The following is a 25,796-nucleotide window of genomic DNA, read 5'->3' on the forward strand; positions in this document are numbered from 1 at the left end:
GTGAAGAATGAGATCTTCGCCGGGATTTTTGACTTGCCCGAAACCCTTGACAGAGGCCCGCCCCATTACGGAAGCGGGCTTTTTGTCCTTTGGAATTCAGACCCTGATCCAAAGGAAAATCCCCATGTCCAAGCCCAAACCGGCAAACCCGGCTTTCCCAATCTCTGACACTGATCTCGCAAATGCCATCGCACAAATCGGCGCGGAGATCGACCACCAACCCCTGCGTAGCTCAGCGCTCGCGCGCATCATGCGCGAGACGTTTCATGGCAGTGATACCGGGGGCGCCTGGGACTGGCGGAAGGCCTATGACCTGATGCAGGCCGCGGCTGTGCAGGCGCTGCTACGTGGCGACAACAGTGAGGATGATTACTCTGCCGCAAAACTCCTTGCGTCACGTCTCCTGACGGAAACGCGCCGGTCGGAGCAGCAAATCCGTTTGCAGCAGTTCTCCACGCCGTTGCCATTTGCGGCGCTGGTCTTGCGGGCTGCGGCGATCCGCAAGGGCGAGACCGTGCTGGAGCCCTCGGCTGGCACCGGTGCCCTGGCCGCTTTCGCCGCCCGGGCCGGTGCCACGCTTGTGCTCAACGAGATCGACCCCTTTCGCCAGCGCCTCCTGCGCGCGGTTTTCGGCGGCGAGGTGACAGGCCATGACGGGGAGCATATCGATGATCTGCTGCAGACGCCGGTTCTACCCGACGTCGTGGTGATGAACCCGCCCTTCGCCTCCTCGGTCGATCGGTCGCGGGACAAGCACATCGCTGCAAAACATCTCATCGGCGCTGCAAAGCGTCTCGCGCCCGGCGGGCGGCTGGTGGCGATCATGCCGCCGGGGTTCACGCCCGAACGCGATGCCGCGCATTGGTCCCGCGCCTGCGGTCTCCTGACGCTGCGACTGGCGCTGACGATGCCGGGGCAGGTCTACCGCAAGCTCGGCACCTCTGTCGAAACCCAGCTCATGGTCTTTGACAAGGTGCAGGAGGACGGCGAAATGATCCGCGTCCCTGTGCGGGATCTGGATGAAGCCTTGGCATATGTCGATGCCGTGGCCGCAACCCGGACCGAGATGCGCCCCGCCCAACGGGTTGAAGCGATCCCTCATGCTCGACCGACCGTTGCATCCTCTGCCCCGCGCAAGACCGCCGCTGCGCCTGTCGCCCCCTCCAAATCCCGGGCCAATGCCGTTGTCCCGCTAGTTTTCACAAGACTTGAGACCCCGCGCGACAACACGCCCATCTCGGATATCTATGCGCGCTACCGTCCGCAGCGGATCGAGATCGCGGGTGCGCAGGAACATCCCACGCCGCTGGTCGAAAGCATCGCCATGGCCTCGGTTGCCCCGCCCAGGCGCGCTTCGATCCGCGCTGGTCCGCGCATGGCCGGGCGGCACCGTTCAAGTGCAACGACGAAATGCTGGATGACAAGTTCGCGGCGACGGGGGTTGTACTCTTCGGCGGCAACGGGGTCGCGCTGAACCTCGGGCAGAAGGCGGAAGCGAAAGGTCTGACGGTCAGCGCTTCGGTTTCTGAGAGTGTTTGCAATTCGGCAGATGCCAGCGGTTTGTCATCTCCCTTGAATTTTAAGGTGCTCGATGCAAACAGGGCGCTTTCGCTATCGTCGAAATGACCCACCAGCTATCGCGCGATAGGTCTTTCTGACTTTATTTTTCGGGCCGCTGATGTGGTGCAGGCGATCGGCGTCATCGGTCAGCAGCAAAGTCCCGATGCCTGCTTGTCCAAGCGGCCAATGGTTGAGATCGCTGGATTGCGGCGTCTCCGGCGCGCTGGCGGGATGTAATGGTCTACTGTGCGCGCATATTTGTGCGAGCACATCACGCCCAGAGGCTTATTCATCAGCACGGTCAATGCCCGCAAGTGGATCGAGTGCTTTAATCCCGATTGTCATGCGGCGCGACAAATCCGCACTATGAATAACCCCTGGCTTGTATGATGTCAGATCGAAACAATGATCTGCGATACGAGCTCGGCGGTGTTGCTGACATCGAACTTCCGCATCAGCTTCGCGCGGTGAGACTCCACCGTGCGGACCGAGATGCCGAGTTGCTCGCCGATTTTCCGAGACGTCATTCCCTGACCAATAAGCGGTGCAATTTCGCGTTCACGACCGGTCAGGTTCACAGACTGGTACTGCCTCTTGTCCTGGATGCGGTCGAAGCTCCAGATCATGAGCTTGAACGGATCCTCGGGCGTGAGCGTGATGCCCCTGGCACGTGCCCAGAAGAGCTCCTTCTTCGCCGTCTGCATGAATCGCTCGTCTTCGTAGAGCGTGGTGGCCCCCTTGCGCAGCGTTTCCTCGCAGTTTTCTCCGATGCGCTTGAAATCGGCGATGGTCGGGTAGAGGAGCTGGACAGACTTGTTGACAAGCTGGACTCGTGCAAAGCCGAACAGCGTCTCTATGGCGCGGTTGATCTCAACGATCCGCCGATATCGCACCATGATCTGAGCAACAGGCGATTCGCGAAAGGCCAGGAGACCGGCCTTCTCGGGTGTCGATGTGTCGATCATGAAGCCTCCCCCCGACCCATCTATCAGTAGAACTACTGAGATATACGCGTAGTTCTACGAATACCACCTAACAGTTGTGCGTGATACCATTTTCTTCGAGGAGGACTTTTTCATGACTAGGCGGATTTCCATCATCGGAAGTGGGCACTCGAAGTTCGGGCGCCTGGACAAGAACCTCGAGACATTAATCGTCGAGGTCACGCGAGAAGCAGTCGAGGAGGCAGGTGTCGATCCCGCCGATATCGACGCGGTGTTCCTGGGTCACTTCAATTCGGGACTGGTGACAGACGGCTTTGCCTCGTCCCTGATCCATCAGGCTTACCCTGAACTGCGCTTCAAGCCTGGCATGAGGGCGGAAAACGCCTGTGCATCCGGCTCTGCGGCGATCCATGCCGGCATGAACTCGATCCTGGCGGGCAAGTCGAAGACCGTGCTCGTGGTGGGTGCAGAGAAGATGACTCACCGCTCGACGCAGGACGTTACCCTCGCCCTCGCAGGTGCAGGTTACCAGAACGACGAAGAAGAAAAGAAGCTCAGTTTTCCCCAGGTTTTCGGTGTTGCCGCGCAGGATTACACCAGCCGGTACGGAAGTCCGCTGGATGCGATGGCGCGGATCTCCGTCAAGAACCATGCCAACGCCATGCGCAATCCACTGGCGCACATGCAGAAGGAATTCACCTTCGAGGAGACATCTCAGGTCACCAACAAGAACCCCGAGATCGCGCCACCACTTCGCTTGACGGACTGCTCCTTGGTCACCGACGGAGCTGCGGCGGTGATCCTTACGACCGAAGAGAATGCAGCCTGTTTCGACAAGGCCGTCCGCTTCCGCTCCGCCGTGCATGTGAGCGATTTGATCCCGATGTCGAGCCGCGACTTTCTTGCCTTTGAAGGGCCCGAGCGCGCGTTTGCCAAGGCATTCGAGGAGGCCGGTCTGTCACTCGGTGATGTTGATTTCGCAGAAGTCCACGACTGCTTCACCATCGCGGAACTACTGACCTACGAAGCGATGGGGCTCATGCCCAAAGGGCAGGGCGGCAAGGCACTTGAGGAAGGTATCGTATACCGGGACGGGAAGCTTCCTGTGAACCTCTCGGGCGGCCTGAAGGCAAAAGGCCACCCGGTCGGTGCGACGGGTGTGTCGATGCATGCCATCTCCTACCGTCAGCTGACGGGACAGGCGGGCGACATGCAGCTCCCCGATGCAGGCGTCGGACTTGTCTTCAACATGGGTGGGTCAGCGGTGGCCAACTACGTCTCGGTCCTGGAAGCGCAGAAATCCTGAAAACATGAACATCGCAAAATGGCTTCACCAGACGGCTCTCGTGCGTCCCGATGCTCCGGCCATCCGGCTCGGGAAGCGCCTGCACGCGAACTATGCCGAGTTCGCCTTCCACAGCTGGGCTATCGGAAGCCACCTGCAGTCCCAGTATGGCATCCGACCGGGTGATCGCGTGGCGCTCTTCGCCAAGAATTGCGCCGAATACCTCGAGATGCTCTATGGCGTGATCTGGATCGGTGCGATCGTGGTTCCGATCAACAACAAGCTGCACCCGCGGGAAGCTGCCTGGATCATCGGGAATTCGGAAGCCAAGCTGGTCATAACCGAGACAGGTGATCTGTACTCCCGTCCTGGTGATCTGGATGTCGCATGCCGTGAAGTCGGGATCCGTGCACCGGAGTTCGCGGGCACTATCGGCCGGTCGCATGCCGACCAGTATCGCCCTCCGGTCGATGCCGAAGAGGATGACATCGCGTGGCTGTTCTATACGTCGGGCACAACCGGCCGTCCCAAGGGCGTGATGACAACGCACCGGAACCTGCGCATGATGGCGACGAGCTACGCGCTGGATGCCGACCTCGTATCCTGCCGCGACCATTCCCTCTACGCGGCTCCCATGTCGCACGGGGCAGGGCTATACAACTTCCAGTTCGTGCGCGCCGGTGCCTGTCATGTCATCCCAGAATCGCAGGGTTTCGATCCTGCTGAAATCCAGGCCCTCGCCCAGTCGCTGGGCAACCTTGTCTTCTTTGCGGCGCCGACAATGGTGATGCGACTGGTCAGGCATGCAGAGCAGACCGGTTATCGCGGGGAGGGCATCCGGACCATGATCTACGGCGGCGGACCGATGTACCTGGCGGACATCACAAAAGCGCTGGAGACTTTCGGGCCGCTTTTTGTCCACATCTACGGGCAGGGCGAGTCCCCGATGACCATCACTGCAATGCCGCGGGATGTGGTTTCCGACAGGATTCATCCTCGCGCCGATGCTCGCAGGGCGTCTGTCGGTATTGCCCAGTCATGTGTCGAAGTCCGTGTCGTCGACGATAACATGAAGAACAAGCCGACGGGAGAAGTTGGCGAAATCATCGTGCGCGGCGATACGATCATGAAGGGTTACTGGAAAAACCAGAAAGCAACCGACGAAACCATCGTCGACGGATGGCTCAAGACCGGCGACCTCGGAGCGATGGACAGCGAAGGGTTTCTGACCCTGACGGACCGGTCAAAGGATGTCATCATCTCGGGCGGCACCAACATCTATCCCCGGGAAGTGGAGGAGGCTATCCTTGAACATGACGGTGTTTACGAGGTGTCGGTGATCGGCAGCCCCAACACGGAGTGGGGAGAAGAGGTCGTGGCCTTCGTGGTGATGAACGACTGGGCCACTTGCGACAGGGATGCGCTGGACACCTGGTGTCGAAGCCGTATCGCCTCGTTCAAGAAGCCCAAAAAATACGTGTTCGTTCACGAGTTGCCGAAGAACAGCTACGGCAAGGTTCTGAAGACCAGTCTACGAGAACGTCTCGCGGTTGCAGAAGAGGATCTGTGACGAGACAACCGGAAAAATCCAAGAAGTAAGGGAGGAACCAAATGAAGCGCAGACATTTCCTGGCAACGAGCGCGGCCGCCGCTGGCGGTGCGTTCGTGATGGGTACACCGTCGATCCTGCGGGCGGCGACGTCACTCAAGTTCGACAGCTACGTGTCCGATACCGCCGGACCGTCCTGGATCGACAGCTGGTATCTCGACGAGCTCGAGAAACGGACCAACGGCGAGGTGGAAATCCGCCGCTACTGGTCGGGATCGCTGAACAAGGTCGGCGAGCATCTCGGGGCGGCCCGTGATGGCACGTCCGAAATCACGCTGATTTCGCCCGGCTACTACCAGGCGGAGCTGCCGGTGACGCGCGGCCTCGAGTGGTACTACCGCATGAACTACGCCGACGCACTCCAGCGGGTATGCCGCGAGGTATACGAGAACTACGAACCGCTGCGCGCTGAATGGGAGCAGCGGCATCGCTCGAAGGTTCTCTACTGGACTAACTGGAACTATGCGCCGCTGGTCATGCGCGAACCCATCGAATCCCTCGAGGACCTCAAGGGCAAGCGTATCCGCGGATACGGTGTTGCGACTGACGTCATCGAGGCGCTTGGCGGAACCGCCATCCCGATGGCGGCGGGCGAGGTCTACCAGGCACTTGAACGGGGCATCCTTGACGGGGTGTATGGCTTCGACTTCGTCACCGCTGTGGCCTACAAACTTCATGAAATTGCGCCGAACTTCTACGATATCGGCGATGGCCCCCACGCGCCCGCGGCAACGATCATGAACAAGCAGGTCTACGATGGACTACCCGATGACGTGCGGACCGTTTCGGACGAGATTGTCGGCGAGATCTACGGCGGCAAGTTCACCGAGATATACGAGGATGTGCTGGCCAGCTACGTGGAGACGGCGACCTCGGAAGGCGTGACGCTGAACAAGGTATCTGACACCGAGAAGCAGCGCGCTCGCGATCTCGTGCAACCGGCCCAAGTCAACAAATGGGTCGAGGAGACCGCGCCCCAGGCAGGCATCGACGGTGAAGAGATGCAGTCGATGATTTCGGATGCGATCTCGAAATATGATCCTGAAGGCACGCTCAGGCGCCCGTATGAGATCAGCCAAGAATCGTAAACACGTCGAACGATAACGCGCGACCGCTCACGAGGTAAATCATGAACCTAATCAGGAAAATCCTGAAATTGATCTCCGATGCCTTCGGAGCGGTCGCGATGCTCTTCCTTGCTTTCCTGATGTTCGGCATCACGGCAGATGTCATCACACGGGCAATCACCGGCAATCCGATCTCCGGCGTCTTCGAGATGTCCGAGCTCAGCCTGGTGATGATCGTCTTTCTCGGCGCAATGTGGGCTCAGAACGATCATGCGCATATCCGGGTCAACATCCTGACCAGGAAGCTGTCCGGGCTTCCGCACCGGATCGCGATGGCGTTTTCCTGGGGATGCGGAGCACTCGCACTCTTCATGTTCGCATGGTCCTCCACCCAGGAGGCAATCTATTCCGTCTCGATCTGGGAATTCCGCTGGGGCTACATCCAGTTTCCGATCTGGTGGACCAAGGTTGGCGTTGCTGTCGGGCTCTGGCTTGCCGCGATCCAGATGACTTTCCATGCGGTTACCGCCCTCATTCACGATGAGGCGGAAGAGACGTCGAGCGTAGCAGAAGCATGATCCGCCACTGCCCGCGCTGCCCGCGCTGCAACTGAGAGGTACCCCATGGATCCGTCACTGGCGCCGTATATCGCGGTCGCGCTCATCTTCTTCTTCATGGCCTTCGGCGTCCCTGTCTTCGCGGCTCTCGCATTGTCCGGGGCGGCGGGGATCATCATGGTCGAAGACTTCGCGGTCATCATGACACGTCTGAAGTCCCTGCCGTACTCGACCACGGCCGTCTACACCCTGGTGATCATTCCCCTGTTCATCCTGATGGGGTCATTTGCCCATCATGCCGAGGTCGGCAAGAAACTCTTTCAGGTCTCGAGCAAATGGGTCGGACATCTTCCCGGCGGTCTTGCGATGGCGTCGATCCTTACGAGCGCGGGATTTGCTGCCACATCGGGTTCATCGGTTGCTACCGCGGCGACGGTTGGCAGCGTTGCCCTTCCCGAGATGAAGAAAGCCGGGTACGAGCCGTCTCTTGCTGCGGGCGCGGTGGCTGCGGGTGGCGTTCTCGGCGTTCTGATCCCGCCGAGCGTCCTGCTGATCTTCTACGCGGCGCTGACGGAGACCTCAGCGGGAAAGATGCTGATTGCCGGATTTGTACCGGGACTGCTGACCACCGTCGTTTTCATGATCGGCATCTACTTCATCGCAAAGAACGGCGCCTCGCGGAACGCCGTGACCCCACGCGCCGGTTGGGGAGAGGCTGTCGTCGGAACCGGCAAGGCCTGGCAGGTACTCATTCTCTTCATGGTAGTGATGGGTGGCATATACCTTGGCCTCATGACGCCGACCGAAGCCGGTGCTCTGGGCGCGTTCGCCGCCTTTCTCATGCTTCTGTCACACCGCGGAGCGTGGAAGGAAGGCATACTCGGGAAGATAACCGAGAGCTTCCGCTCGACAATCGACACCACGGTAATGATCCTTTTCACGATCATCGGGGCGGGAGTATTCTCATACTTCCTGACGCTCGTGCAAGTGCCCAACCAGCTCGCCCAAGCAGTCGTCGATTCAGGCCTTCCGCCATATCTCGTTATCGCCTGCCTCCTGCTGGTCTTCGTTCCTCTGGGCATGTTCCTGGATGCGTTCTCGATGATGGTGATCGCGATCCCCATCATGTTTCCGACCGTGCGCTCACTTGGTTTCGATCCCATCTGGTTCGGTATCCTCACGGTGAAGATGTGCGAAATCGGTCTGATCACGCCACCGGTGGGGCTGAACTGCTTTGTCATAGCAGGGATCGACAGAGAGACACCCTTGCCGACGATTTTCCGAGGAGCCCTGTGGTTCGTCGCCATGGAATTCGTCACGATAATCATCCTGTTCGCATTCCCGGGTATCATCACCTGGCTGCCGAACATGATGGTCATGAACTGACTTTGCCCGGGCATAGCCCGGCACCTGGGAGGAAATTATGCTGACATTCGCAACGGGACCCGCTCTGATCACCGGTGGAGGCTCCGGCATTGGCCGGGCGACGGCGGTCATGCTGGGAAAGGCGGGCGTTGCAGTCGTCGTGGCCGATATCGATCTGGCATCGGCCGAAGAGACTGCCGCCATCATTACGGGAGAAGGCGGCAACGCGATCTCCGTCGGTCTGGACGTCACGGATGTCGATGCCATCGACGGTGCCTTCGAGACGGCTGAGAATTGGAAGGGGACGGTCTCGATCCTCGTCAACAGTGCGGGCATCCTTCGTGTCCAGCCGTTCGATACCTTCTCCCCGCGGGATTTCAACGACGTCATGAACGTGAACGTCACGGGCAGCTTCCAGTGCGCTCAGCGTGCATCCTATGGCATGATGGAAGCTCGGTATGGCCGGATCATCAATCTGTCGTCGGTTTCAGGTTTTCGCGCCGGTGTGGGTCGTACGGCCTATGGGACATCGAAGGCCGCGGTCGCCCAACTCACCCGGCAGATGGCCCTCGAACTCGGCCGCTATGGTGTAACCGCAAACGCGGTTGCGCCGGGCGCCACGATGACCAACATGACCGCTGCCGCCTACACAGACGAGAACAAGGCAGAATTCCTCAAAATGATCCCGTCGGGCTTCATCGCAGTGCCTGAAGATATCGCGCCGTCCATCGTTTTCCTGGCGTCAGAGCAGGCGCGCTACGTTAACGGGCATACGATGCCGGTAGATGGTGGATACCTCGCCTCCGGGATGACTCAGACGGCCGGTCTCGAGGTCTGAACCGCAACCACTTATATGCAATTAGTTTCAAATCGCAACTCTCACGCGTTGGTTCCTTCCGAACAGTTGTAACAGACCGATGTCGTCGAGGACATAGAGCCCATCAGTTTACTTTGCCAAGGACACGTCGGTACGGCGCCGCTTCAGAGCTGCAAGGCCTGCATTTATGTCAAGCCTTTGTGCATTGGCTCGACGTACCATCTCGCGCATGAAGCCACCCGAGTTGCGGACAGGATATTTGGGATGATCTCGTCCCGCATCAACCAGAAGAAGGCAGAGCGCCAATCCGTGATCGTCCAAGGTGCTCTGACCCTCAAACCAGACTGACGGATGGATATCGAGCATCGGCAATAATTGCCAGGCCGCCTCGATGATGTCGTGGTCTCTGAGTGGTCGGCTTTGTTCCCGGCGGGCATCAAGCATCATGCGTAGGCCGTCGCCAGCAATGTCGTACAGTGTCTCAGGCGTCAAAGTGGGTGACACGGGGCAGGGCAGTGATGGCGGCGCCTCACTGTCTGCAAATTCCTCGCGTTACCATCGATGACGACCAGACCAAGCTGACGCGCGCCGATGATGACCCGGATGCACGTGCCTATCGCCTTGGCTATTTCCTCGGCGACGGCACCGGTTGCGGCAAGGGGCGTGAATGCGCGGGGCTCATCCTTGTCAACTGGCTGGCCGGACGCAGAAAGGCCATCTGGGTCTCCAAATCCGCAACGCTTATCGAGGACGCGATCCGCGACTGGACCGATCTCGGCGGCTCGCCCGCCGACATCCAGCCGCTCTCCAAATGGAAACCGGACCAGCCCATCCCGATGGGCGACGGTATCCTCTTCGTCACCTACGCCACGCTGCGGTCCGCGGGCAAATGCGGCACCACGCGACTGAGCCAGATCCTCGACTGGATGGGTGAAGACTTCGAAGGCGTCCTCGCTTTTGATGAGGCCCATGCCATGCAGAACGCGGCAGGGTCTGAGCAGGGCAGGGGGGTCAAACCCTCCCAGCAGGGCCTTGCTGGCCTGCGGCTGCAACTGGCAGCACCCCGCGCCCGCGTCTTCTACATCTCGGCCACAGGTGCCACGAGCGTGCACAACCTCGCCTATGCCGCGCGGCTGGGGCTCTGGGGGCAGGGCCCCGAATACCCCTTCCCGAGCCGCGAGAGCTTCGTTTCTGCGATGGAAGCCGGCGGTGTCGCCGCCATGGAGGTGGTTGCCCGCGATCTCAAGACGCTCGGGCTCTACACGGCCCGCGCCCTCAGCTTCGACGGCGTGGAGTATGACGTGCTCGAACACGCGCTCACCCCGGCGCAGATCGAGATCTACGACGCCTATGCGGGAGCCTTCCGCACGATCCACCACAATCTCGAGGCTGCACTGACCGCGACCGGCGTCAACGACGCCTCGGGAGAGACCAATGCCTCGGCCGCTCGCGCCTCGGCCAAGTCCCGCTTCGAGAGCACGAAACAGCGCTTCTTCAACCATCTCCTGATGGGCATGAAGGCCCCGACCATCATCCGCGCGATCGAGGACGATCTGGCGGCAGGCAAGGCTTGCGTCATCCAGGTGGTTTCGACGGGTGAGAGCCTGCTAAAGCGGCGGCTTGAGGCGATGGACCCGGAGGACGAGCTGGTCGAGGGCGCGCTAACGCCGCGCGACTACGTCCTGGGATACCTCGAACAGGCCTTCCCGATTCATGCGCAAAAGCTGGTCGAGATCGACGGCAATATGGTGGCCGAGCCGCTCCGCGATGAAACTGGCGCGCTGGTCGTCTCGCGCGAGGCGCTCGCTCTGCGTGACGCGGCCATGATGGAGTTGATGACGCTGGCGCCGATCCCCTCGGCGCTCGATCAGATCCTCTGGGCCTTTGGCGATGAGGCCGTGGCAGAAGTCACAGGCCGATCTATCCGGCCCCTCAAGGCCGAGGATGGCCATCTCTTCATTGAGAAGCGCGCCGCCAGCAGCAATTCCTCCGAAACCCAAGCCTTCATGGACGGCGAGAAGAACATCCTGATCTTCTCCGATGCGGGCGGGACGGGCCGGTCCTATCACGCGGCGCAAACGGCGAAGAACCAGAAACGGCGGCGGCACTACCTGCTGGAGCCCGGCTGGCGCGCCGATGCGGCCATCCAGGGGCTCGGCCGCACGCATCGCTCGGCTCAGGTCAGCGCGCCCTTCTTCCGGGTCTGCACCTCGGATGTGCATGGCGAAAAGCGTTTCACGTCGACTATAGCCAAACGCCTCGACCAGCTGGGGGCCTTGACGAAGGGCCAGCGCGAGACCGGCTCGCAGGGCATGTTCCGCGAGGAGGACAATCTCGAAAGCCCGATCGCGCGAGCAGCGCTGCGTGGGTATTTCGCCGATCTTGTCGCCGGGCGCGCCGAGGCGATGAGCTACGAGAGCTTCACCGACTGGACGGCCCTGCGGCTGATCGACAAGGACGGGGTGCTCCTTGAGGAGCTTCCCCCGATCCAGCGGTTTCTGAACCGGGTTCTGGCCCTGCCCATCCACATGCAGAACGCGCTCTTTGCCGAGTTCATGCGCCGGATTGCCGATCAGACTGAACGGGCGCGCGCGGCGGGCACGCTCGATCTCGGCGTGGAAACCCTGCGTGGCGAAAAGATCGAGCAGGTCTCCACAGAGGATCTCTGGACCTGCCCGAAATCCGGCGCCGTGACGCGGATTATCGGGCTCGAGGTCACCGACCCGGTCCACGTTCTTGGGGCCGAAGAGGCCATATCGCGCAATCCGGATAAGCTGCCGATGGTTAATCGCGCCTCCGGCCGCGCGGCGCTCATCTCGGCGCGCCCCATGCAGATGTATGACGAGGACATTGTCACGCTGATGCGCAAGGTGGTGCGGCCAAACGGGTCGAGCTATCTGGAGGAGACGCGGTTCGAGTCCTCGGCCTGGGAAGACATCGGAAGGCCTGAGTTCGCAAGGCTTTGGGATGCCGAGGCTGCGTCCCTGCCAAAAACCACCACGACCAAGCTCTACCTGCTGACCGGGCTGCTGCTGCCCATTTGGAAGGACATTCCGACCACCAATGAGCGCATCTACCGGGTCACGCCCGACGGGGCGACGGCGATGATCGGGCGGACGCTGAGCGAGCAAGGCGCGGCCGCGTTGCGCGCCCGCTTCCTCGTCTCCAACCCGCAAACGCCGCAGGAGATGTTGACCGCCGCCCTCGGCACCACGGCGCCGGTCGATCTCGGCCGGGGTCTCACCCTGACCCGTCGTCGTGTCGCAGGCGAGATGCGCCTTGAGTTGGGCGGTGCGGATCGGGGCATGATTGAAGGTCTCAAGGCCATGGGGTGTTTCACGGAGATCATTGCCTTCCAGCTGCGGGTGTTCCTGCCGCATGGGGACGGGATCGACACGGGAAGCATTCTGGCCCGGATCGTGGGGCAGCGAGCCGCTAGAGCGGCAGAACAAGCCGCCTGAAAAGTCAAAGCGAGCTTCCGGTTGGGCGGCGTGGATCGGGATTTGGCCGATCTGCGCTTTCCGGGCGCACGCTGACCAATGCCAAGCCCGGCCCCCCCCAAATTCAGATAAGAGGACAGACCCATGACCAATTCCCAAATGGACTATGCCGCACTGGCGGCTCAGTGGCGCGCGGAGCGTGAAACCACCTTGAAGGCATCCCGAGTGGAGCTGCTCGCGCAACTACGTGCGCTTGGCATCAGCGAGGTCACTGCCGAATATGAAGGCTATGGCGACTCCGGCAATGTCGAGGATGTGACGGTGCAACCTTCGGAGGTCCAACTGCCAGAACCGCTTGCCACCAAGGTGGGCGACTTCGCCTGGTCGCTCGCCTATCACCATCACCCGGGGTTCGAGAACAACGAGGGCGGCTATGGCACGCTGACCTGGGAGATCACCGACGACAGCATCACTCTCGATCACACGGACCGCTATGTTGAATGCTCGCACAGCTATGATGAGGGGCTTTGATATGGCGCATCCGCTTCATCATGCTGAAAGCTCTGCCCGGAAATTCGGCGGGGTGCCGTCTGACTATCAGTCCATACATGACTGGTTCGATGCCTCGAAAGAGCACCTCGCGCTCTTCACGCACCGCGCCATGCGTCACCATGCGCAAGGCCTGTTTGAGGCCGAACGGGTTTTTGGCCTGACACTGACCAATAGTGCGGGCCGCGACATCCCCGTGCGCTGGATCGGCGAGCAGCATATCCGTGAAGACTGCCAGGGCCGTATCCCGAGCATGGCGGACTGGCTGCGACGGATCCAGCCCGAGCCATGGATGGCCAATGGCCACATCGACCGGCATTCCGGCGATGAGCCCTGCGGCGACCCAAGGGTCGCCTGGGCATCTGAAGTCGCCGCCGGAAGAACGGTTCTTGGTCTGAAGGATTGGATGGCGGCGCAAGCGACGCAATTGGCGCAGAGTGCCTGACAGGACCCGGCTTTTTGCCAATTGAATGCCGCACGGAAGCCCGGTTGGAAGATCGGGCTTCTTGCGTCGTTTCCCCACCATTCTTCGTAAGGAGGACCCCATGACACTCGATGACATCAAGGCGGCCGTCGATGCCGGCCAGACAGTGCATTGGGCCAATACCGGCTACATTGTCCACAAGGACCGGCTTGGTCAGTACCTCATCACCTATGTGCCGAATGGTAGCTGCATCGGTCTGACCGACCGGGGCGGGCACCGGTTGAACGGCAAAGAGGCGGAGTTCTTCATCGCGCGATCGAAGGACGCCGCGGAGAATCCGGGCAGCCAATCAAGACCAGATGGGCAGGGGAGGGGCGTAGCACCTGGAAGCGCGGGGGCATTCCCATTCGGACGGCAGCTCTGACCCTGTGGGCGGGGCTGAAAGGAAAGCAGGCTTTCTGATTTGTGATCCCAAGAGGGGTCGAGAAAACAATCCCGGATGCGTTGGCAAGAACGTCAGGCACCGGCCAATCCAAAAGGAACCATCCCATGTTCGCAGGAACCCTCACCCGCAATGTCGAGACCGCAGCCGCCGATTACACCGGCATGATCCATTCGACGCGCTTTGACATCGCCATCCAGCTCGAGGCACGGGCCAAGATGTCTGAACGCAGCCCGGATTTTGACGTGACGGCAGTCAACAAGTCAGGCCGCAAGGTGCGCATCGGCACAGCCTGGAACGAGACCGGCAATACCAGCGGCAACCCCTACATCTCGATGCAGATCGATGTCGGCCTCGGCCCGTTCCGGGTCAACGCGGTGCAGACGAAAGAGGCGCGCGCGGCCCAGAGCGGCGCGTTCGAGATCATCCCGCTGGTCTCGAACGGCCTGATGAAATCCGGCTCGATCTCGGGCGAGCTCACCGCCATGGACGCCGACAACGCCTTCACCGGCTACATCGCCAACATGATGTTCGATCTGGAGTTCATGCTGATCGAGAACAGCTACAAATCCGAGGAGACCCACCCGGATTACCGGATCGAGGTCAGCTCGCCCCGGGGTAAACGAATCCGCGTCGGCTCGGCGTGGATGGCCAAAAGCAGCCGCACGGGCAATGACTACCTGTCGCTGCTGATCAACACGCCCGATGGCGACCTGCGCGTCAACGCCGTGCAGAACGAAGAACAGCGCGGCGGGCAGACTTTCTCGATCATTCCGTTCATCGACAGCGGTGACCAGCCGCAGGACGCGGGCGTGGGGCTCTCCTTGGTCGCCTAATCGGCGCGCGAGGGGGAGACGATCTGAACCCAAAGGGGAGCCGTGGGACCACGGTTCCCCTTTTTCCATGTCCGTTTGCGTGAAGGACGCCACCCGCTTGCGATCAGGTGCAAATGCGATACAATAATATATTCACGTAATATAGAGGGCGGGCGCGTGGCGGCTAGATCAGGGACGGTTCCATGGTTCGAGAGCTTTGATGTTGAGGCAGAGGTTGCAGATCTCCTCGCCCATATCGAGCGCTGCACCGGATTTGCGCTACCCGCCCGACAGCGCGCCGTCATCATGTCCCATGCAACGGCGAAGCTCGACAAGAACCGGCAGGCGTATCTGGACGCCAAGGCAGCAGGAAAGTCGGTATCCACCTCGCGGCGTGCGTATCTGACCGACCTGCAGGACACGATCTTCATGGCGATCCCGGAGGAAAACCTCGCGCGGATGCCGCTAAGCGAGCAAGTTCTGAACGATCCCGAATTCTACGCGGACGCCATGCACCGCGCCGCCGCGATTAGCGAGGATGAGCTTTTCATGGCGCTGTCCTCTTCGCTGAAAGACATGACAGTCCAAGACGCCCGGGCCTTCGTCTCGAAGCTTTGGCACAGCACGATCGATGACAATGCCCGCAAATTCGCCGAAGCCCTGAAGCGCCCCGAGCGTGAACCGCAGCCCTTTCGTCCGGGGAACACCGTGTAAGATCGAGGCCGTTCTCTTGCCTTGGGCCTTGACCAAGTTGGCCGCCTCAAACCCCCTTTCCCGGAGGTGGCACCCTGTGCAGCGTGCGGAAGCCGTTGAAGGCGCTGTGGTGACGTCTACTGTCGCCAACATGATGAACCGGGATCACATGCGCGCCTTCTTCCGGCGCGCCGCAGCGCTTGTCGCCTTTGTCGCACTGCTCTGGGCGATTCACCTCGTCAATTGGATCATCGGTTACGGCTTGAACCCGGCCTTCGGCCTGATCCCCCGGCACGTCAGCGGATTGGATGGCGTCATCGCCATGCCCCTCCTGCATGGAAGTTTCGCGCACCTGATGGCCAATACGCCGCCGCTCGTGGTGATGGGTGGGCTGCTGGTGGCCACGACCACGAGGGCCTTGCTGCCGGTGAACGCAGTGGTGATCGGCCTCGGCGGCGGACTCGTCTGGCTGTTCGGAAGCTCCGCCATCCATATCGGTGCGTCAGGGTTGGTCTTCGGCTGGTTTGGCTTCCTCGTCGCGCGCGGCTTCGTGGATCGCTCATTGATCACGCTGGGCGCGGCACTGGTGGTCGGTGTCCTCTATGGCTCAATTCTCTGGGGCGTTCTTCCTGGCCAACCTGGCGTTTCGTGGGAGGCTCATCTGTTCGGAGCTTTCGCGGGCGCGGCGGCTGCATTGCTTGTACGGACGCATGTTCATGCGCCGCGCATCGGCGGCGTCGATCTGGAATGAAACAGTACAATCGGCCCTGACCTGCCGTTCAGTCCCTTGCCGATCGCCGCGGTGCAGCTTCACTAGACCGGCCATTCGTCCATCGCGCAGCATCATCGGAGGATGAAGGTCGGCAGGGCGGGACAAAGCGCCATTTTGCTGCGGCTGCGCAAATGGCTGCTTTAGGCCTGGCGCACCAATAGAACATTGCAGCAGGACACGTCGGTTAATCCGTATAGCTTCGGCAGGCATCGACCCCTACGGCTGTCGAGGCAAGTAGTTGATCTGCGTCGCGGATGAGATCAGCGATCCGCCTGTCCGCAAGGCGATACCGGACGAACCGACCTTCGTTCCTGCGACTGACCAGACCGCAATCCAAAAGGCAGCGCAGATGGTTCGAGACATTGGGCTGACCAAGCCCTGTTTGGGTAACGATTTCCTGCACGCTGCGTTCGTCCGACAGTAGCGCATCGAGGATCGCAAGACGGCTGGGGTCGCCGAGACCCCGGAAGAGCTTTGCCCGCGGCTCAAGGGTGTCAGCTGCCGAAAGATCGTCTTGAATGTTTTGCAATGTCATATCATTATCCACTGATACGTTAGCGGCGACTTCTTTCGCACGCTACCTTCAAGAGGATCGCATATGAGCCGAGCAGATAACACCACATTGCCTACAACGTCTTTGCCGATCCGGATGCGGGTGCATGGCATGGACTGCGCCAAGGATGCCGCCGAGATCGAACGGGCCGCTCGGTCTGCGGGCGTGGCTGAAGGCGATGTGAAGGTGTCTGCCGCAACCCATGTCATGACATTGCGGATCGCCGAAGACGACTTGCCGAAAGTGCGTCCAGCACTGGACGCAACCGGCTATGGCTTTGAGCTGATCAAGAGCGGGGATACATCGTCCGATCCGGCTTACAAAGACCCGAGCTATCGCCGCGCGCTCTGGATCGTGGTCCTGCTCAATCTCGGCTACGGGGTGATCGAGATGTTCGGCGGGTTCCTGTCCGGATCGCAAGCTTTGAAAGCAGATGCCCTGGATTTTTTGGGCGACGGCGCAATCACCTTTCTGGGCCTGCTCGCTATCGGTTGGAGTCTGACATGGCGGGCGCGGTCGGCGATGATCCAGGGCGTGTTCTTGGGATTTCTGGGGCTTGGCGTTGTCGGCAGCACAATCTGGCGTGTCCTGAATCAGACGACACCAGAGGCCGGGTTAATGGGAGCCTTCGCCGTGGGCGCGCTGATCGTAAACATTCTTGCGGTGCTGCCGCTGCTAAAACACCGCAAGGGCGACGCCAACATGCGGGCCGTATGGCTGTTCTCCCGGAACGACGCCATCGGCAACCTCGCCGTGGTGATCGCTGCCGGACTGGTCGCCTGGCTCGGCAGTGCCTGGCCTGACCTCATCGTTGCTTTCGCCATCGCAGGGCTGTTCCTGCATTCGTCATGGATGATCATCCGGGATGCGCGGAGTGATCTGTCAGAAACCGAGTGATCTGGCGGAAAAGCTGACGTGCGAACCGGAAACCGACATTCGCCACTGCGCAGCGAGTCCGGAACTTTGGGCTCACTGCCGACCTTCGCTGCAGATGCACCCCGAAAAATATTGTGCGTTGGCCCCGAGCGGCCGCTTTGATCAGCTTGTCAATTTTGGTTTGCGGGCGCAGCGAACGGCCGCAATCCGCCCATCACGTCGAATGCCTGGACAAGCAATCCCTATAGTCGGCAGCGTAGTCCCTGCACATCAACCGTGGCCAAAGCCTTACGGCCTCCCCAGCTCGGCTTCGCGTGTCGCAGGGGAGAACGGCCCTTCGGTCCGTCGCGCATTCGGCCATGCGGCCTCACCGCGGCGTCGCGCCTGGCATCCCGGTTTGCCCGCCTCGCGAGCACGTCCCTCCCCGGCCGCTCCTCCGGATTGCGCTCTGGTCTGTTTTGGCCCGAGGCCAAAACGATCCCGCCGCTCCATCCGTCTTCCGCGTCCGGTCGGGCCGTTTGCCTGCTCGGGTCGGGCAAACCTACCGTCAAAACACACACACATGAGTGCGGAAGCATATCCTCCGGATGGCCCCCAAATCAGCCCGCGTCAAGGATCGCAAAACTTTTCGGCGAGGGCGGCGCCCGTGGCGCGGCGCGGTCCCGTGCGTGAGGGCGCGCATGTGTCAGTTGCTGCGCTCGGAAAACTTTTGCGCCCGGCAAGCCGGCGGCTGCGCCGTCCCTGACCCGGGCAGATTCGGAAACCAGGCATTCGGCCATGCCCCCACACTCACGTGGTGGCTCTATAACCGAACACTGGAGACCAGACATGGCTTACGACACCGCAAACACCTACGAGACCATCGAACTATTCGGACTGACCGAGAGGGACGCGCAGCTCCCGATCCCGGAGGATCACGTCCTGACCGACCACATCATCCGCGAGAGCTTCGAGGCTTTGCTCGGTCAGCTGCGCGGGACCGGGCTTGAAGCCGAAATCGAACCGCTGGCCCATGGGCTCGCGACGATCCTCCAGCGCCGCAAGGTGGCGCTCGGCAAGGAGGTCGACCGCACCGCCGACAAGATCGGCGCGCTGGCAAAATCCCACGACGGATCGGAGATCGCCGAGACCGCGCTCGAAGAGGCGCAGGCGCGCTTTCTGCAGCTGCGCGAGATTGTCGGCGCCATCGAGGTGATGAGCGAGGCTGCGGCGGAATGCTACGAGATCGAGACGGGTCACGCCTTCATCCCGGCAGCGGGCTCGCGCGCAAGCGTCCGGGCGCAGGAGACCGGGGCGGTCTTCGAGGCGCGGCGGCTCCTGGAGCAGCACGACCGCGAGACTGCCGAGAAATCGAAAGTCGAGGGGGTGCCCCTGATCGTCTCAGGCGCCACCGACTGGACCGATGTCGATGTGATCTTCAACACGCTCGACAAGGTTCGCGAACGGATCAAACAGAACCGCAACCAGGAGATCTTCCTCTGCCACAAGGGTGGCAAGCACGGGGCGGAGATGATTGCGGCTCGGTGGGCCCGGGCACGCGGGGTCGCGCAGGCGCGCTTCGATCCGCGCTGGTCCGCGCACGGGCGGGCGGCACCGTTCAAGTGCAACGATGAGATGCTGGACGACAAGTTCGCGGCGACGGGGGTTGTACTCTTCGGCGGCAACGGGGTCGCACTGAACCTCGGGCAGAAGGCGGAAGCGAAAGGCCTGACGGTCATGCGGGTTGCGGACCCGGCGAAGAAGACTGCGCAGGATTGAAGAGAGGGGGTCGCGCTTGGCGCGGCCCTTTCGTCATGTCTCATGCCGCGTGCGGTCGGGCACGCGTGATCGGCAGTCTGCGGCGGCTAGCACCGTTATCCCTCTACCCGGTCCGTCAGAGTGCGGCCCATCCGCATCGGTGCGGGCTGGGGATGGTGCGCGCCTCACGCACATCGTCAGCATCGCAAGACGCGAGGGGTCGAGACGTCGCACTTGAGGCTGAAGACTTGCGCGTCCCTCGGGTGGTGTTTCGGAACATCGCATCCACGCGGGCGGGCTCCGTCAGCTCCCCGGCCAGGATCGGCGGGACGCGGACGCGGATGGTGGCGACTGCGTGATGGCAAGGGTCATCCGGGTCTCTCCTTTTTGCTCATAGATGTGGATCGCACGGGGTCGGCCCAATCGTGCCCTCCGCTTCGCTTCGGCAAGCACAAATACGGCTTCCACGGCGGGGCCGCGGACCCTCCGCATTTGCGCTTGCGACCGGGCCTCTTGCCCCCGTGCCGGGTGATCCCCATCGCAACAAGGAGTAACCCAAATGACCAACCACTACGTCGCCACCGTCCCCGTCAAGTTCACCGACACCGATGGCCAGGAGCGCACCCGTTTTCAGCGCGTGGGCGCGATGTTCCGCAACACCCGCAACGGGGACGGCTCGGAGTTCTTCAGCCTCAAGCTCGACTTCCCGGTCGCGGTCTCGGAGCTGGTGATGTTCCCGCCGAGCGCGAAAGATCCCCAGGACTAAATCCTCTGACGAGGATGGGCCGCCCCAGGACGATCTTGGGGCGGCCCGATCCCTGTTCCAGGGATGCCGGTCCCTGCGCGTTCAACGGACGCACTCCGCCCGGAATGACCAGGCCGCGACAGACCGGTCAGTCAGCCTCAAGGGCGCCATCCACAAAAACCTATCGGCCAGGGCCTCCCGGTTTTTGCGGCAGAGATTTGGGGACCCAAATCTGGCCCTCCTTGACCCTGCCTGTCCGCCCTGTCGGAAGGGTTTGCGCCCGCCCGCGTTTCCGTCCGAACACTTGGCGTTCGGCCAGACCCGCGGGCGGGGCTGGCGGACGGGACCCCTAGGACAGGTGGATTGCCCGGTGGTGAGGGGGGCAGGCCCGCGCCCCTGCGGGTCTCGGGGGAAGCGGACACCAAGGCTGCCTGAGACTGAATGCGACGTAAGTATATAATTGACAGCTAGGTATATTATCGTAAGGTAGGGGCAGCCTTGGTGGAAGGTGGCAGGAAATAGGGGGTCTTTCTTCGCATGTCTCGCTCAAAACGTCTCACCGATGCAGACCGCATGGAGATCGTTCGCGAAGCTGCGGAAGGCGTTTCCACTTCAGTGCTGGCGGAACGCTTTGGCGTGTCGGTGCGGGCGATCCAGTACACGCTCAAAGCTGATGCCGAGCGCCAGACGGATGCCGCGATCCCGGTCTCCGCTGTCAGCGTGAAGGTGACGGCTGCGGAGCTTGAGGCGCTCGATGAAGTGTTGGCCGCGGCGGGGATCGAGAGCCGGGCCGAGGGGCTGCGGCGGCTCATTCAGGCGGTGGGTGGGGTGTTCGTTCCGGACGCGCAGATGGCAGCAGAGATGGCGCGCTACCGCGCCTCGCTGCACGAGGTCGGCAATGGGGTCGCGCAGATTGCCAAGCAGATGACGCAGGCCAACCGTCAGGGGCAGGGGGCTGGCTCGGAGTTCACCGAATTGCGCCTCGCGCAGATGCGCGGGCTGGCGCGGTTCATTCTGGATTCCGCTGACGAGATCGATCTGCTCCTGCGCCGCCGTCGCGACGCGATGCAGCTACAGGTCACGGCCGCGCTGAGGGAGTTTGCCCATGCGGCTGAATGATGCCGTCCATGCCGTCACGGGCGAGGTCTTTCGGGATGGCTGGAGCCGCGTCCGGGGCTCGATGCAAGGGCTTCACGTGGCCAAGCAGACCCAGCTTACGCGCGCGGCAGCCGGGCACCGTCCGGCGGTCTTCAAGGCGATCCGGGGCGGCGGTACGCATACCAAATCGCAGCTTGCAAACCAGCTCGAGTACCTCACCACCAAGTCCACCTATATCGTCGACAGCAGCGGGTTCCTCGATGGCAAGGCGAAGCTCGAGGCCAAGGACATCAAGGATCTGACCGAGCGCTTTGCCAAGCGGTGGGATGCGGGCTTCAAACCTAAGCTCGGGCAGACCACCCACATGCTCATGTCCTTCCCCATCGGCACGCGCGGCGAGGATGTGCGCGACATCGCGACGGATGTGGCCGAGCGGTTCTTCCAGACTGATAAGGGGCATTTCGATTACATCATCGCGGTGCATGAGGACCGCGATCACCCCCATGCGCATCTGGTGCTGAACCGCCGCTCGCAGGAAGGCGAGTTCTTCTTTCTGGGGCGCAACCACCACTTCAACTACGACGATTTCCGCCTCGCCATGGTCGAGGAGGCGGAGAAGTACGGCGTGCGGCTGGAAGCCACGCGGCGGGTGGAGCGCGGCGTCGTGCATTACCCGGCCCGGACCAGCGAGATCTACGCCGCGAAAGAAGAGGGTCGCGCGCCCCGCGAGCGCGAACGCGTGGGGCAGGACCTGACCCGGACGCTGGCGGAGATCGCCAACACCAGAACCGTCTACCATTCGCTTGCCGCGGAAGCCTCCCGGGAGGCCCGCGAGGATATTGCCGCGGCACTCTTCCGCGCGGGCGAGGTGCTGGCGCATGGCGGGCAGGTGGATCGAACAGGAGATGTGTATATGGCCGAGGATCAAAGTTTCGAGGATCTCAGAAGCCTCTATGCGGAGAAGCTCGCGCGGGTGCAGGGCATGATCGCCGAGAAGTCTGACGCGGAACGTCCCGTGCTGGAAAAACGCCTCATCGAGATCCAGATGCAGGTCCAGCACATGCAGCCTCTCGGATTGCGATCATCCACGCTGTCAGAGACCCCCTCGGAGGGCGGGATCTATTCCGAGGCCAATATCGACGCCAGCCAGCGCGAGCGACTGGCCGAGCCCGACCTGAGATCGCGCATTGACGCGGCACTCCGGGGCACCGGGATCAGCACATCGGAAGTGGTGGCCCGGATCGAGACGGGCGCCTCAAATGCAGCGCTCGAGCATCAATGGATCGCCAATGATCTCGCCAAGGTGGCCGAGGCGCGCGATCTGAACCTTGAACGCCGCGCTGATCTGGAACAGGCGCGCGACGTTCTCAACGATGTGCATGTCGCGCTTGGCACGCTGCTGGAACGGGAGAACGTGCTGCGCCGGGATGGTGTCATGGAAGCTGAAGCGGTCAGCGAGCGGTTCCATTATCATGAGGGCGCGGTGCGGGCGATGGAAGGGACAATCCGTCAGGAGATGCGCGCAGACGGCCTGACAGCGCAGCAGATCGAGGACCGGGACCCTGAGGTTGTCTCACGGGCGGAGCGCCGGATCGAGACGGAGCAGCGCGCGTATCTCGAGGCACACCCGGACCTGCTCGCACGTCCTGGCGATGTGATCGACCGGTCTGAGCCTTATAGAGAGACCATCACCGATGCGGCCCGCGCCAGCGAGATCACCCGCGAGGTCGACCGGATCATGGAGGGACGCGACGTCCGCACGCCCGTTGCAGATGCAGTCACGGATGACTTGCGCGCGCGCTATCCGGACATGCCGTCCCACCTCGCCCGCGGGCTCGGCGCGACCTATGCGGCTGTCGTCGAGATCCGGGACACGGAGGCCATCAATCAGGTCCGCCGCGAAACCGAGATGCGCGACGGGCTCAGGCCTGCCACGCGCGACGACATCCTCGCAGCCGGCGGGGAAAGTTCGGCGCAGTCTGACCGTACCGACCGCCTCGCAGACGAGATTGCGCGTGTCGTGGACCATGAGCGGGCGGGGGAGTTGTCCGCCCCCTTCGAGACCGAGGCGGAGCGGGACGCTTTCCGAACCGAGATCGCGCGGGTGCTTGATAACCGCCAACTCGACCGGCTCGCATCCGGCGATGCCGATGCGCTGGAAAAGGTTCTCGAGGACCGCCTCGACCGGCTCTATGTCGCCAAGGTCTACCTGCAATCGGATGCAGCGACGGCCAACACGGAGGCCTTGCGCCAGGTGGTCGATGATCTTGCCGACACCGAATATGAAAAACACCGCGCGACAGATGTGGATGGCGAGACCGAGCGGGGTCAGGTCCATTGAGCGCCTCCATGGGAAAAGCGCGGATCGCCACGGGCGTCCTGCTTGTGACGCTGGTGACCGGGGCCATGGGCTATACCATCGCCTCGGCGGTGCTGACCTACCAGGATCTCGGCTTCGGGGCCGAGATCGACTTTGCATATATCGCGCAGAACTATCTGGCGATCCTGGACCGCCGCCCGGAGGACGCGCAACTTATTCACCTGATCATCGGCAGCTTCGCCGCCGCCGGCCTGATGCTGAGCCTCGCCCTCTCGGGGTCCGCTCTGACACGCTTTGGCCAGACCCATTGGCAGACCCCGCGCGAGATGAAGGCCAATGGCTTCTTCGGGGCGCCCGGGACCGGGTTCATCCTCGGCAAGCTGGGGCCGCCGGGCTCCCGCGCCAACTACATCTGCTCCAAGGTCTTCCCCCATGCGCTGATCGTGGCCCCCACGGGCCGCGGCAAGACCACGGGCTTTGTCATTCCGAACCTGCTGACCTGGCAAGGCTCCGCCGTGACGCTCGATGTGAAGGGCGAGTGTTTCGAGGCCACGGCCCGTCACCGCGCAGCCCAAGGCGACAAGGTCTATCGCTTTGCCCCCACCGATTGGGAGGGCAAGCGCACGCATCGCTACAACCCGCTCTTGCGCATCTTCGAGCTGAAAGACCCCGCGCGCCAGCAGATGGAATTGCAGCTCCTGGCGACGCTCTTCCTGCAGAGTGACAACGACCGGGTGCAGGGCCTCCTCAAAGGCGGGATCGATCTGTTCGTGGCGGCGGGGCTTCTGGCCTTCCAGCGCAAGCGCCCCACCTTGGGCGAGATCTACCGCATCGCGGCCTCGGGCGGAAACAAGCAAAAGGAATACTTCGCGCGCGGCCACGAGGTGGATAACAGGGCCGCCAAGCTGATCTTCACGCGGCTGGCCTCGACCAACAACGACACGCTGACCTCTTACGTCTCGCTCCTGATGACCTCGGGGCTCGACCAATGGCAGAACCCGGCCATCGATGAGGCGACGGCGGTGTCGGATTTTGATTTCCGGACGATCCGCAAGAAGCCCTTTTCGGTCTATCTCGTGGTCCAGCCGCTAATGGTCAAACCCCTCGCGCCGGTGATCCGACTCTTCTTCTCCGATCTGCTCTCCGCCATGCAGGAAAAGGATCCCGGGCCAGACGAGCCGTGGCCCGTGATGATCATGCTCGACGAGTTCAACCGTCTTGGCAAGATGCCCATCGTGGTCGAGAGCATCGAGACCCTGCGCACCTATCGCGGTCACCTGGCCGTGGTCACGCAAACCATTCCCGCCCTCGATGAAATCTATGGCGAGAACACCCGCCGTGCGCTGCAGGGCAACGCGGGCGTGAAGCTCTACCTGACGCCTTCGGATGAAAAAACCGTCGAAGAGCTGAGCAAGGCGGTTGGCAAGACCACGAAGACCGTCATCACGCGCTCTCAGTCCATCGGCAAGAACCCCTTCGAGGGCCGCAGCCAATCCACAAGGACCGAGGAAAGCTCGTTGTTGCCTGAAGATGAAGCGCGCCGTCTGCCGCTCGATGAAATCGTCATGGTCATCGATGCCCAGATGCCGGTCCGCGCGAAGCGGATCCAATATTTTGACGATCGGCTGTTCAAGGCGATCCACGCGGCGCAGACGGGGGAGTTGCCGTTTCCGAAGCCGGGGGGAGGTGGGTTGCAGGGCACGCTGCCGCTGAGTGTGCGCGCCATGCCGATGGCGCCGCCGCCGGACGGACCAAGTGGACGTGACGCCGTCGTGGAAAACTCAGCTCAGGCTTCTGGTGGTCAACTGTCACGGCAAACTGACGGGATTCCAAAGAAAACCGCGCCCGTCGTTCAAGCTGTGATCGCCGAGGAACAGCGCCAGATTGAGATGGATTTTGGGAGCCAGGTTGCGGATGCCGAGGCTGCGAGCGTCGTTGATGAGGTGCAGATGCGCTCCGCCGTCGATGGATTGGACGAAATGGAAGCGATGCTGCGAGAGGAAGATGGTGAAAGGCTGGTCGCGCGATAGGGTGTAAGCCTCCGGGGGCGGCCGTCTGAACTTGTGTTCGCTCCGATGGTAAGTCCGCCCTTATGTCCGACTTTATCAACCGCCCTCAAATCGAAGTT

The 25,796-nt window shown here is 61.9% G+C and carries 21 protein-coding genes and 3 pseudogenes; 21 read left to right on the top strand and 3 right to left on the bottom strand.

Annotated elements, in window-relative coordinates:
* Positions 1-124: 124 nt before the first annotated feature.
* Together ACSSV8_RS17890 and ACSSV8_RS17895 are read left to right on the top strand one after the other, a co-directional pair.
* Positions 125-1,345, top strand: a pseudogene (locus ACSSV8_RS17890) (SAM-dependent methyltransferase); the annotation flags it as partial.
* A pseudogene (locus tag ACSSV8_RS17895) lies at positions 1,342-1,512 on the top strand (DUF2493 domain-containing protein); the annotation flags it as partial. The pseudogenes ACSSV8_RS17890 and ACSSV8_RS17895, both read left to right, overlap by 4 nt.
* Positions 1,513-1,952: 440 nt before the next feature.
* Here ACSSV8_RS17895 and ACSSV8_RS17900 read toward each other — a convergent pair.
* Positions 1,953-2,525, bottom strand: a complete 573-nt coding sequence (locus ACSSV8_RS17900) for a LuxR C-terminal-related transcriptional regulator (RefSeq protein ID WP_151976076.1) — start codon at positions 2,523-2,525, stop codon at positions 1,953-1,955.
* A 112-nt stretch (positions 2,526-2,637) separates the two neighbouring features.
* Here ACSSV8_RS17900 and ACSSV8_RS17905 point away from each other — a divergent pair, with 112 nt between their 5' ends.
* Genes ACSSV8_RS17905 through ACSSV8_RS17930 form a run of 6 tightly spaced genes read left to right on the top strand, consistent with a single transcriptional unit; the run spans position 2,638 to position 9,225 of the window.
* A complete protein-coding gene (locus ACSSV8_RS17905; protein ID WP_151976077.1) occupies positions 2,638-3,810 on the top strand; it encodes an acetyl-CoA acetyltransferase in 1,173 nt (390 codons plus the stop codon).
* A 4-nt stretch (positions 3,811-3,814) separates the two neighbouring features.
* Positions 3,815-5,359, top strand: coding sequence for a class I adenylate-forming enzyme family protein (locus ACSSV8_RS17910; protein WP_151976078.1), 1,545 nt, complete (start codon positions 3,815-3,817; stop codon positions 5,357-5,359).
* 41 nt (positions 5,360-5,400) lie between these two features.
* A complete protein-coding gene (locus ACSSV8_RS17915; protein ID WP_151976079.1) occupies positions 5,401-6,486 on the top strand; it encodes a C4-dicarboxylate TRAP transporter substrate-binding protein in 1,086 nt (361 codons plus the stop codon).
* Positions 6,487-6,527: 41 nt separating this feature from the next.
* The gene (locus tag ACSSV8_RS17920) at positions 6,528-7,043 is read left to right on the top strand and encodes a TRAP transporter small permease (RefSeq protein WP_151976080.1); all 516 of its coding nucleotides are present in this window, start codon (positions 6,528-6,530) and stop codon (positions 7,041-7,043) included.
* Positions 7,044-7,088: 45 nt separating this feature from the next.
* Entirely contained in the window at positions 7,089-8,408 is a 1,320-nt protein-coding gene (locus ACSSV8_RS17925) for a TRAP transporter large permease (RefSeq protein ID WP_151976081.1), read from the top strand.
* Between the two features lie 37 nt (positions 8,409-8,445).
* Entirely contained in the window at positions 8,446-9,225 is a 780-nt protein-coding gene (locus ACSSV8_RS17930; RefSeq protein ID WP_151976082.1) for an SDR family NAD(P)-dependent oxidoreductase, read from the top strand.
* A 108-nt stretch (positions 9,226-9,333) separates the two neighbouring features.
* Here ACSSV8_RS17930 and repC read toward each other — a convergent pair whose 3' ends face one another.
* The gene (gene repC / locus ACSSV8_RS17935) at positions 9,334-9,651 is read right to left on the bottom strand and encodes a replication initiation protein RepC (protein WP_454283349.1); all 318 of its coding nucleotides are present in this window, start codon (positions 9,649-9,651) and stop codon (positions 9,334-9,336) included.
* A 101-nt stretch (positions 9,652-9,752) separates the two neighbouring features.
* Between repC and ACSSV8_RS17940 the strand changes: the two are divergent.
* The 7 genes and pseudogenes from ACSSV8_RS17940 to ACSSV8_RS17970 all read left to right on the top strand — a co-directional run.
* Positions 9,753-12,665 (top strand): annotated as a pseudogene (locus ACSSV8_RS17940) (strawberry notch family protein); the annotation flags it as partial.
* A 123-nt stretch (positions 12,666-12,788) separates the two neighbouring features.
* Positions 12,789-13,175: a DUF6878 family protein gene (locus ACSSV8_RS17945; RefSeq protein WP_454283350.1), complete on the top strand. Its 387-nt coding sequence runs from the start codon at positions 12,789-12,791 to the stop codon at positions 13,173-13,175.
* A 1-nt stretch (position 13,176) separates the two neighbouring features.
* Positions 13,177-13,638, top strand: coding sequence for a DUF6915 family protein (locus ACSSV8_RS17950; RefSeq protein WP_454283351.1), 462 nt, complete (start codon positions 13,177-13,179; stop codon positions 13,636-13,638).
* Positions 13,639-13,738: 100 nt separating this feature from the next.
* Positions 13,739-14,041: a hypothetical protein gene (locus ACSSV8_RS17955; protein ID WP_454283352.1), complete on the top strand. Its 303-nt coding sequence runs from the start codon at positions 13,739-13,741 to the stop codon at positions 14,039-14,041.
* 125 nt (positions 14,042-14,166) lie between these two features.
* Complete coding sequence (locus ACSSV8_RS17960; RefSeq protein WP_454283353.1) at positions 14,167-14,895, top strand: DUF736 family protein; 729 nt, start codon at positions 14,167-14,169, stop codon at positions 14,893-14,895.
* Between the two features lie 156 nt (positions 14,896-15,051).
* Positions 15,052-15,588 (top strand): hypothetical protein, encoded by a 537-nt coding sequence (locus ACSSV8_RS17965; RefSeq protein WP_454283354.1) that lies wholly within the window; start codon positions 15,052-15,054, stop codon positions 15,586-15,588.
* A gap of 148 nt (positions 15,589-15,736) precedes the next feature.
* Positions 15,737-16,318: a rhomboid family intramembrane serine protease gene (locus tag ACSSV8_RS17970; protein ID WP_454283359.1), complete on the top strand. Its 582-nt coding sequence runs from the start codon at positions 15,737-15,739 to the stop codon at positions 16,316-16,318.
* A 205-nt stretch (positions 16,319-16,523) separates the two neighbouring features.
* Here the strand turns inward: ACSSV8_RS17970 and ACSSV8_RS17975 are convergent, their stop codons facing one another.
* Positions 16,524-16,874, bottom strand: a complete 351-nt coding sequence (locus tag ACSSV8_RS17975) for an ArsR/SmtB family transcription factor (protein ID WP_014132722.1) — start codon at positions 16,872-16,874, stop codon at positions 16,524-16,526.
* A 63-nt stretch (positions 16,875-16,937) separates the two neighbouring features.
* On the opposite strand from ACSSV8_RS17975, the gene ACSSV8_RS17980 reads away from it, so the two are divergent.
* From ACSSV8_RS17980 to ACSSV8_RS18005, 6 genes are all read left to right on the top strand, one after another.
* Positions 16,938-17,789, top strand: coding sequence for a cation diffusion facilitator family transporter (locus ACSSV8_RS17980; protein ID WP_038068544.1), 852 nt, complete (start codon positions 16,938-16,940; stop codon positions 17,787-17,789).
* Between the two features lie 807 nt (positions 17,790-18,596).
* Entirely contained in the window at positions 18,597-19,526 is a 930-nt protein-coding gene (locus tag ACSSV8_RS17985) for a DUF2493 domain-containing protein (RefSeq protein ID WP_454283355.1), read from the top strand.
* Between the two features lie 538 nt (positions 19,527-20,064).
* The gene (locus tag ACSSV8_RS17990) at positions 20,065-20,271 is read left to right on the top strand and encodes a hypothetical protein (RefSeq protein WP_007120662.1); all 207 of its coding nucleotides are present in this window, start codon (positions 20,065-20,067) and stop codon (positions 20,269-20,271) included.
* 516 nt (positions 20,272-20,787) lie between these two features.
* Entirely contained in the window at positions 20,788-21,369 is a 582-nt protein-coding gene (locus ACSSV8_RS17995) for a helix-turn-helix domain-containing protein (RefSeq protein ID WP_454283356.1), read from the top strand.
* Positions 21,356-23,689, top strand: a complete 2,334-nt coding sequence (locus ACSSV8_RS18000) for a relaxase/mobilization nuclease domain-containing protein (RefSeq protein ID WP_454283357.1) — start codon at positions 21,356-21,358, stop codon at positions 23,687-23,689. The genes ACSSV8_RS17995 and ACSSV8_RS18000 overlap by 14 nt, the downstream gene beginning before the upstream one ends.
* 8 nt (positions 23,690-23,697) lie before the next feature.
* Complete coding sequence (locus ACSSV8_RS18005; RefSeq protein ID WP_454283358.1) at positions 23,698-25,698, top strand: type IV secretory system conjugative DNA transfer family protein; 2,001 nt, start codon at positions 23,698-23,700, stop codon at positions 25,696-25,698.
* The last annotated feature ends 98 nt before the right edge of the window (positions 25,699-25,796 follow it).

The sequence above is a fragment of the Roseovarius sp. MBR-79 genome (assembly GCF_053628555.1).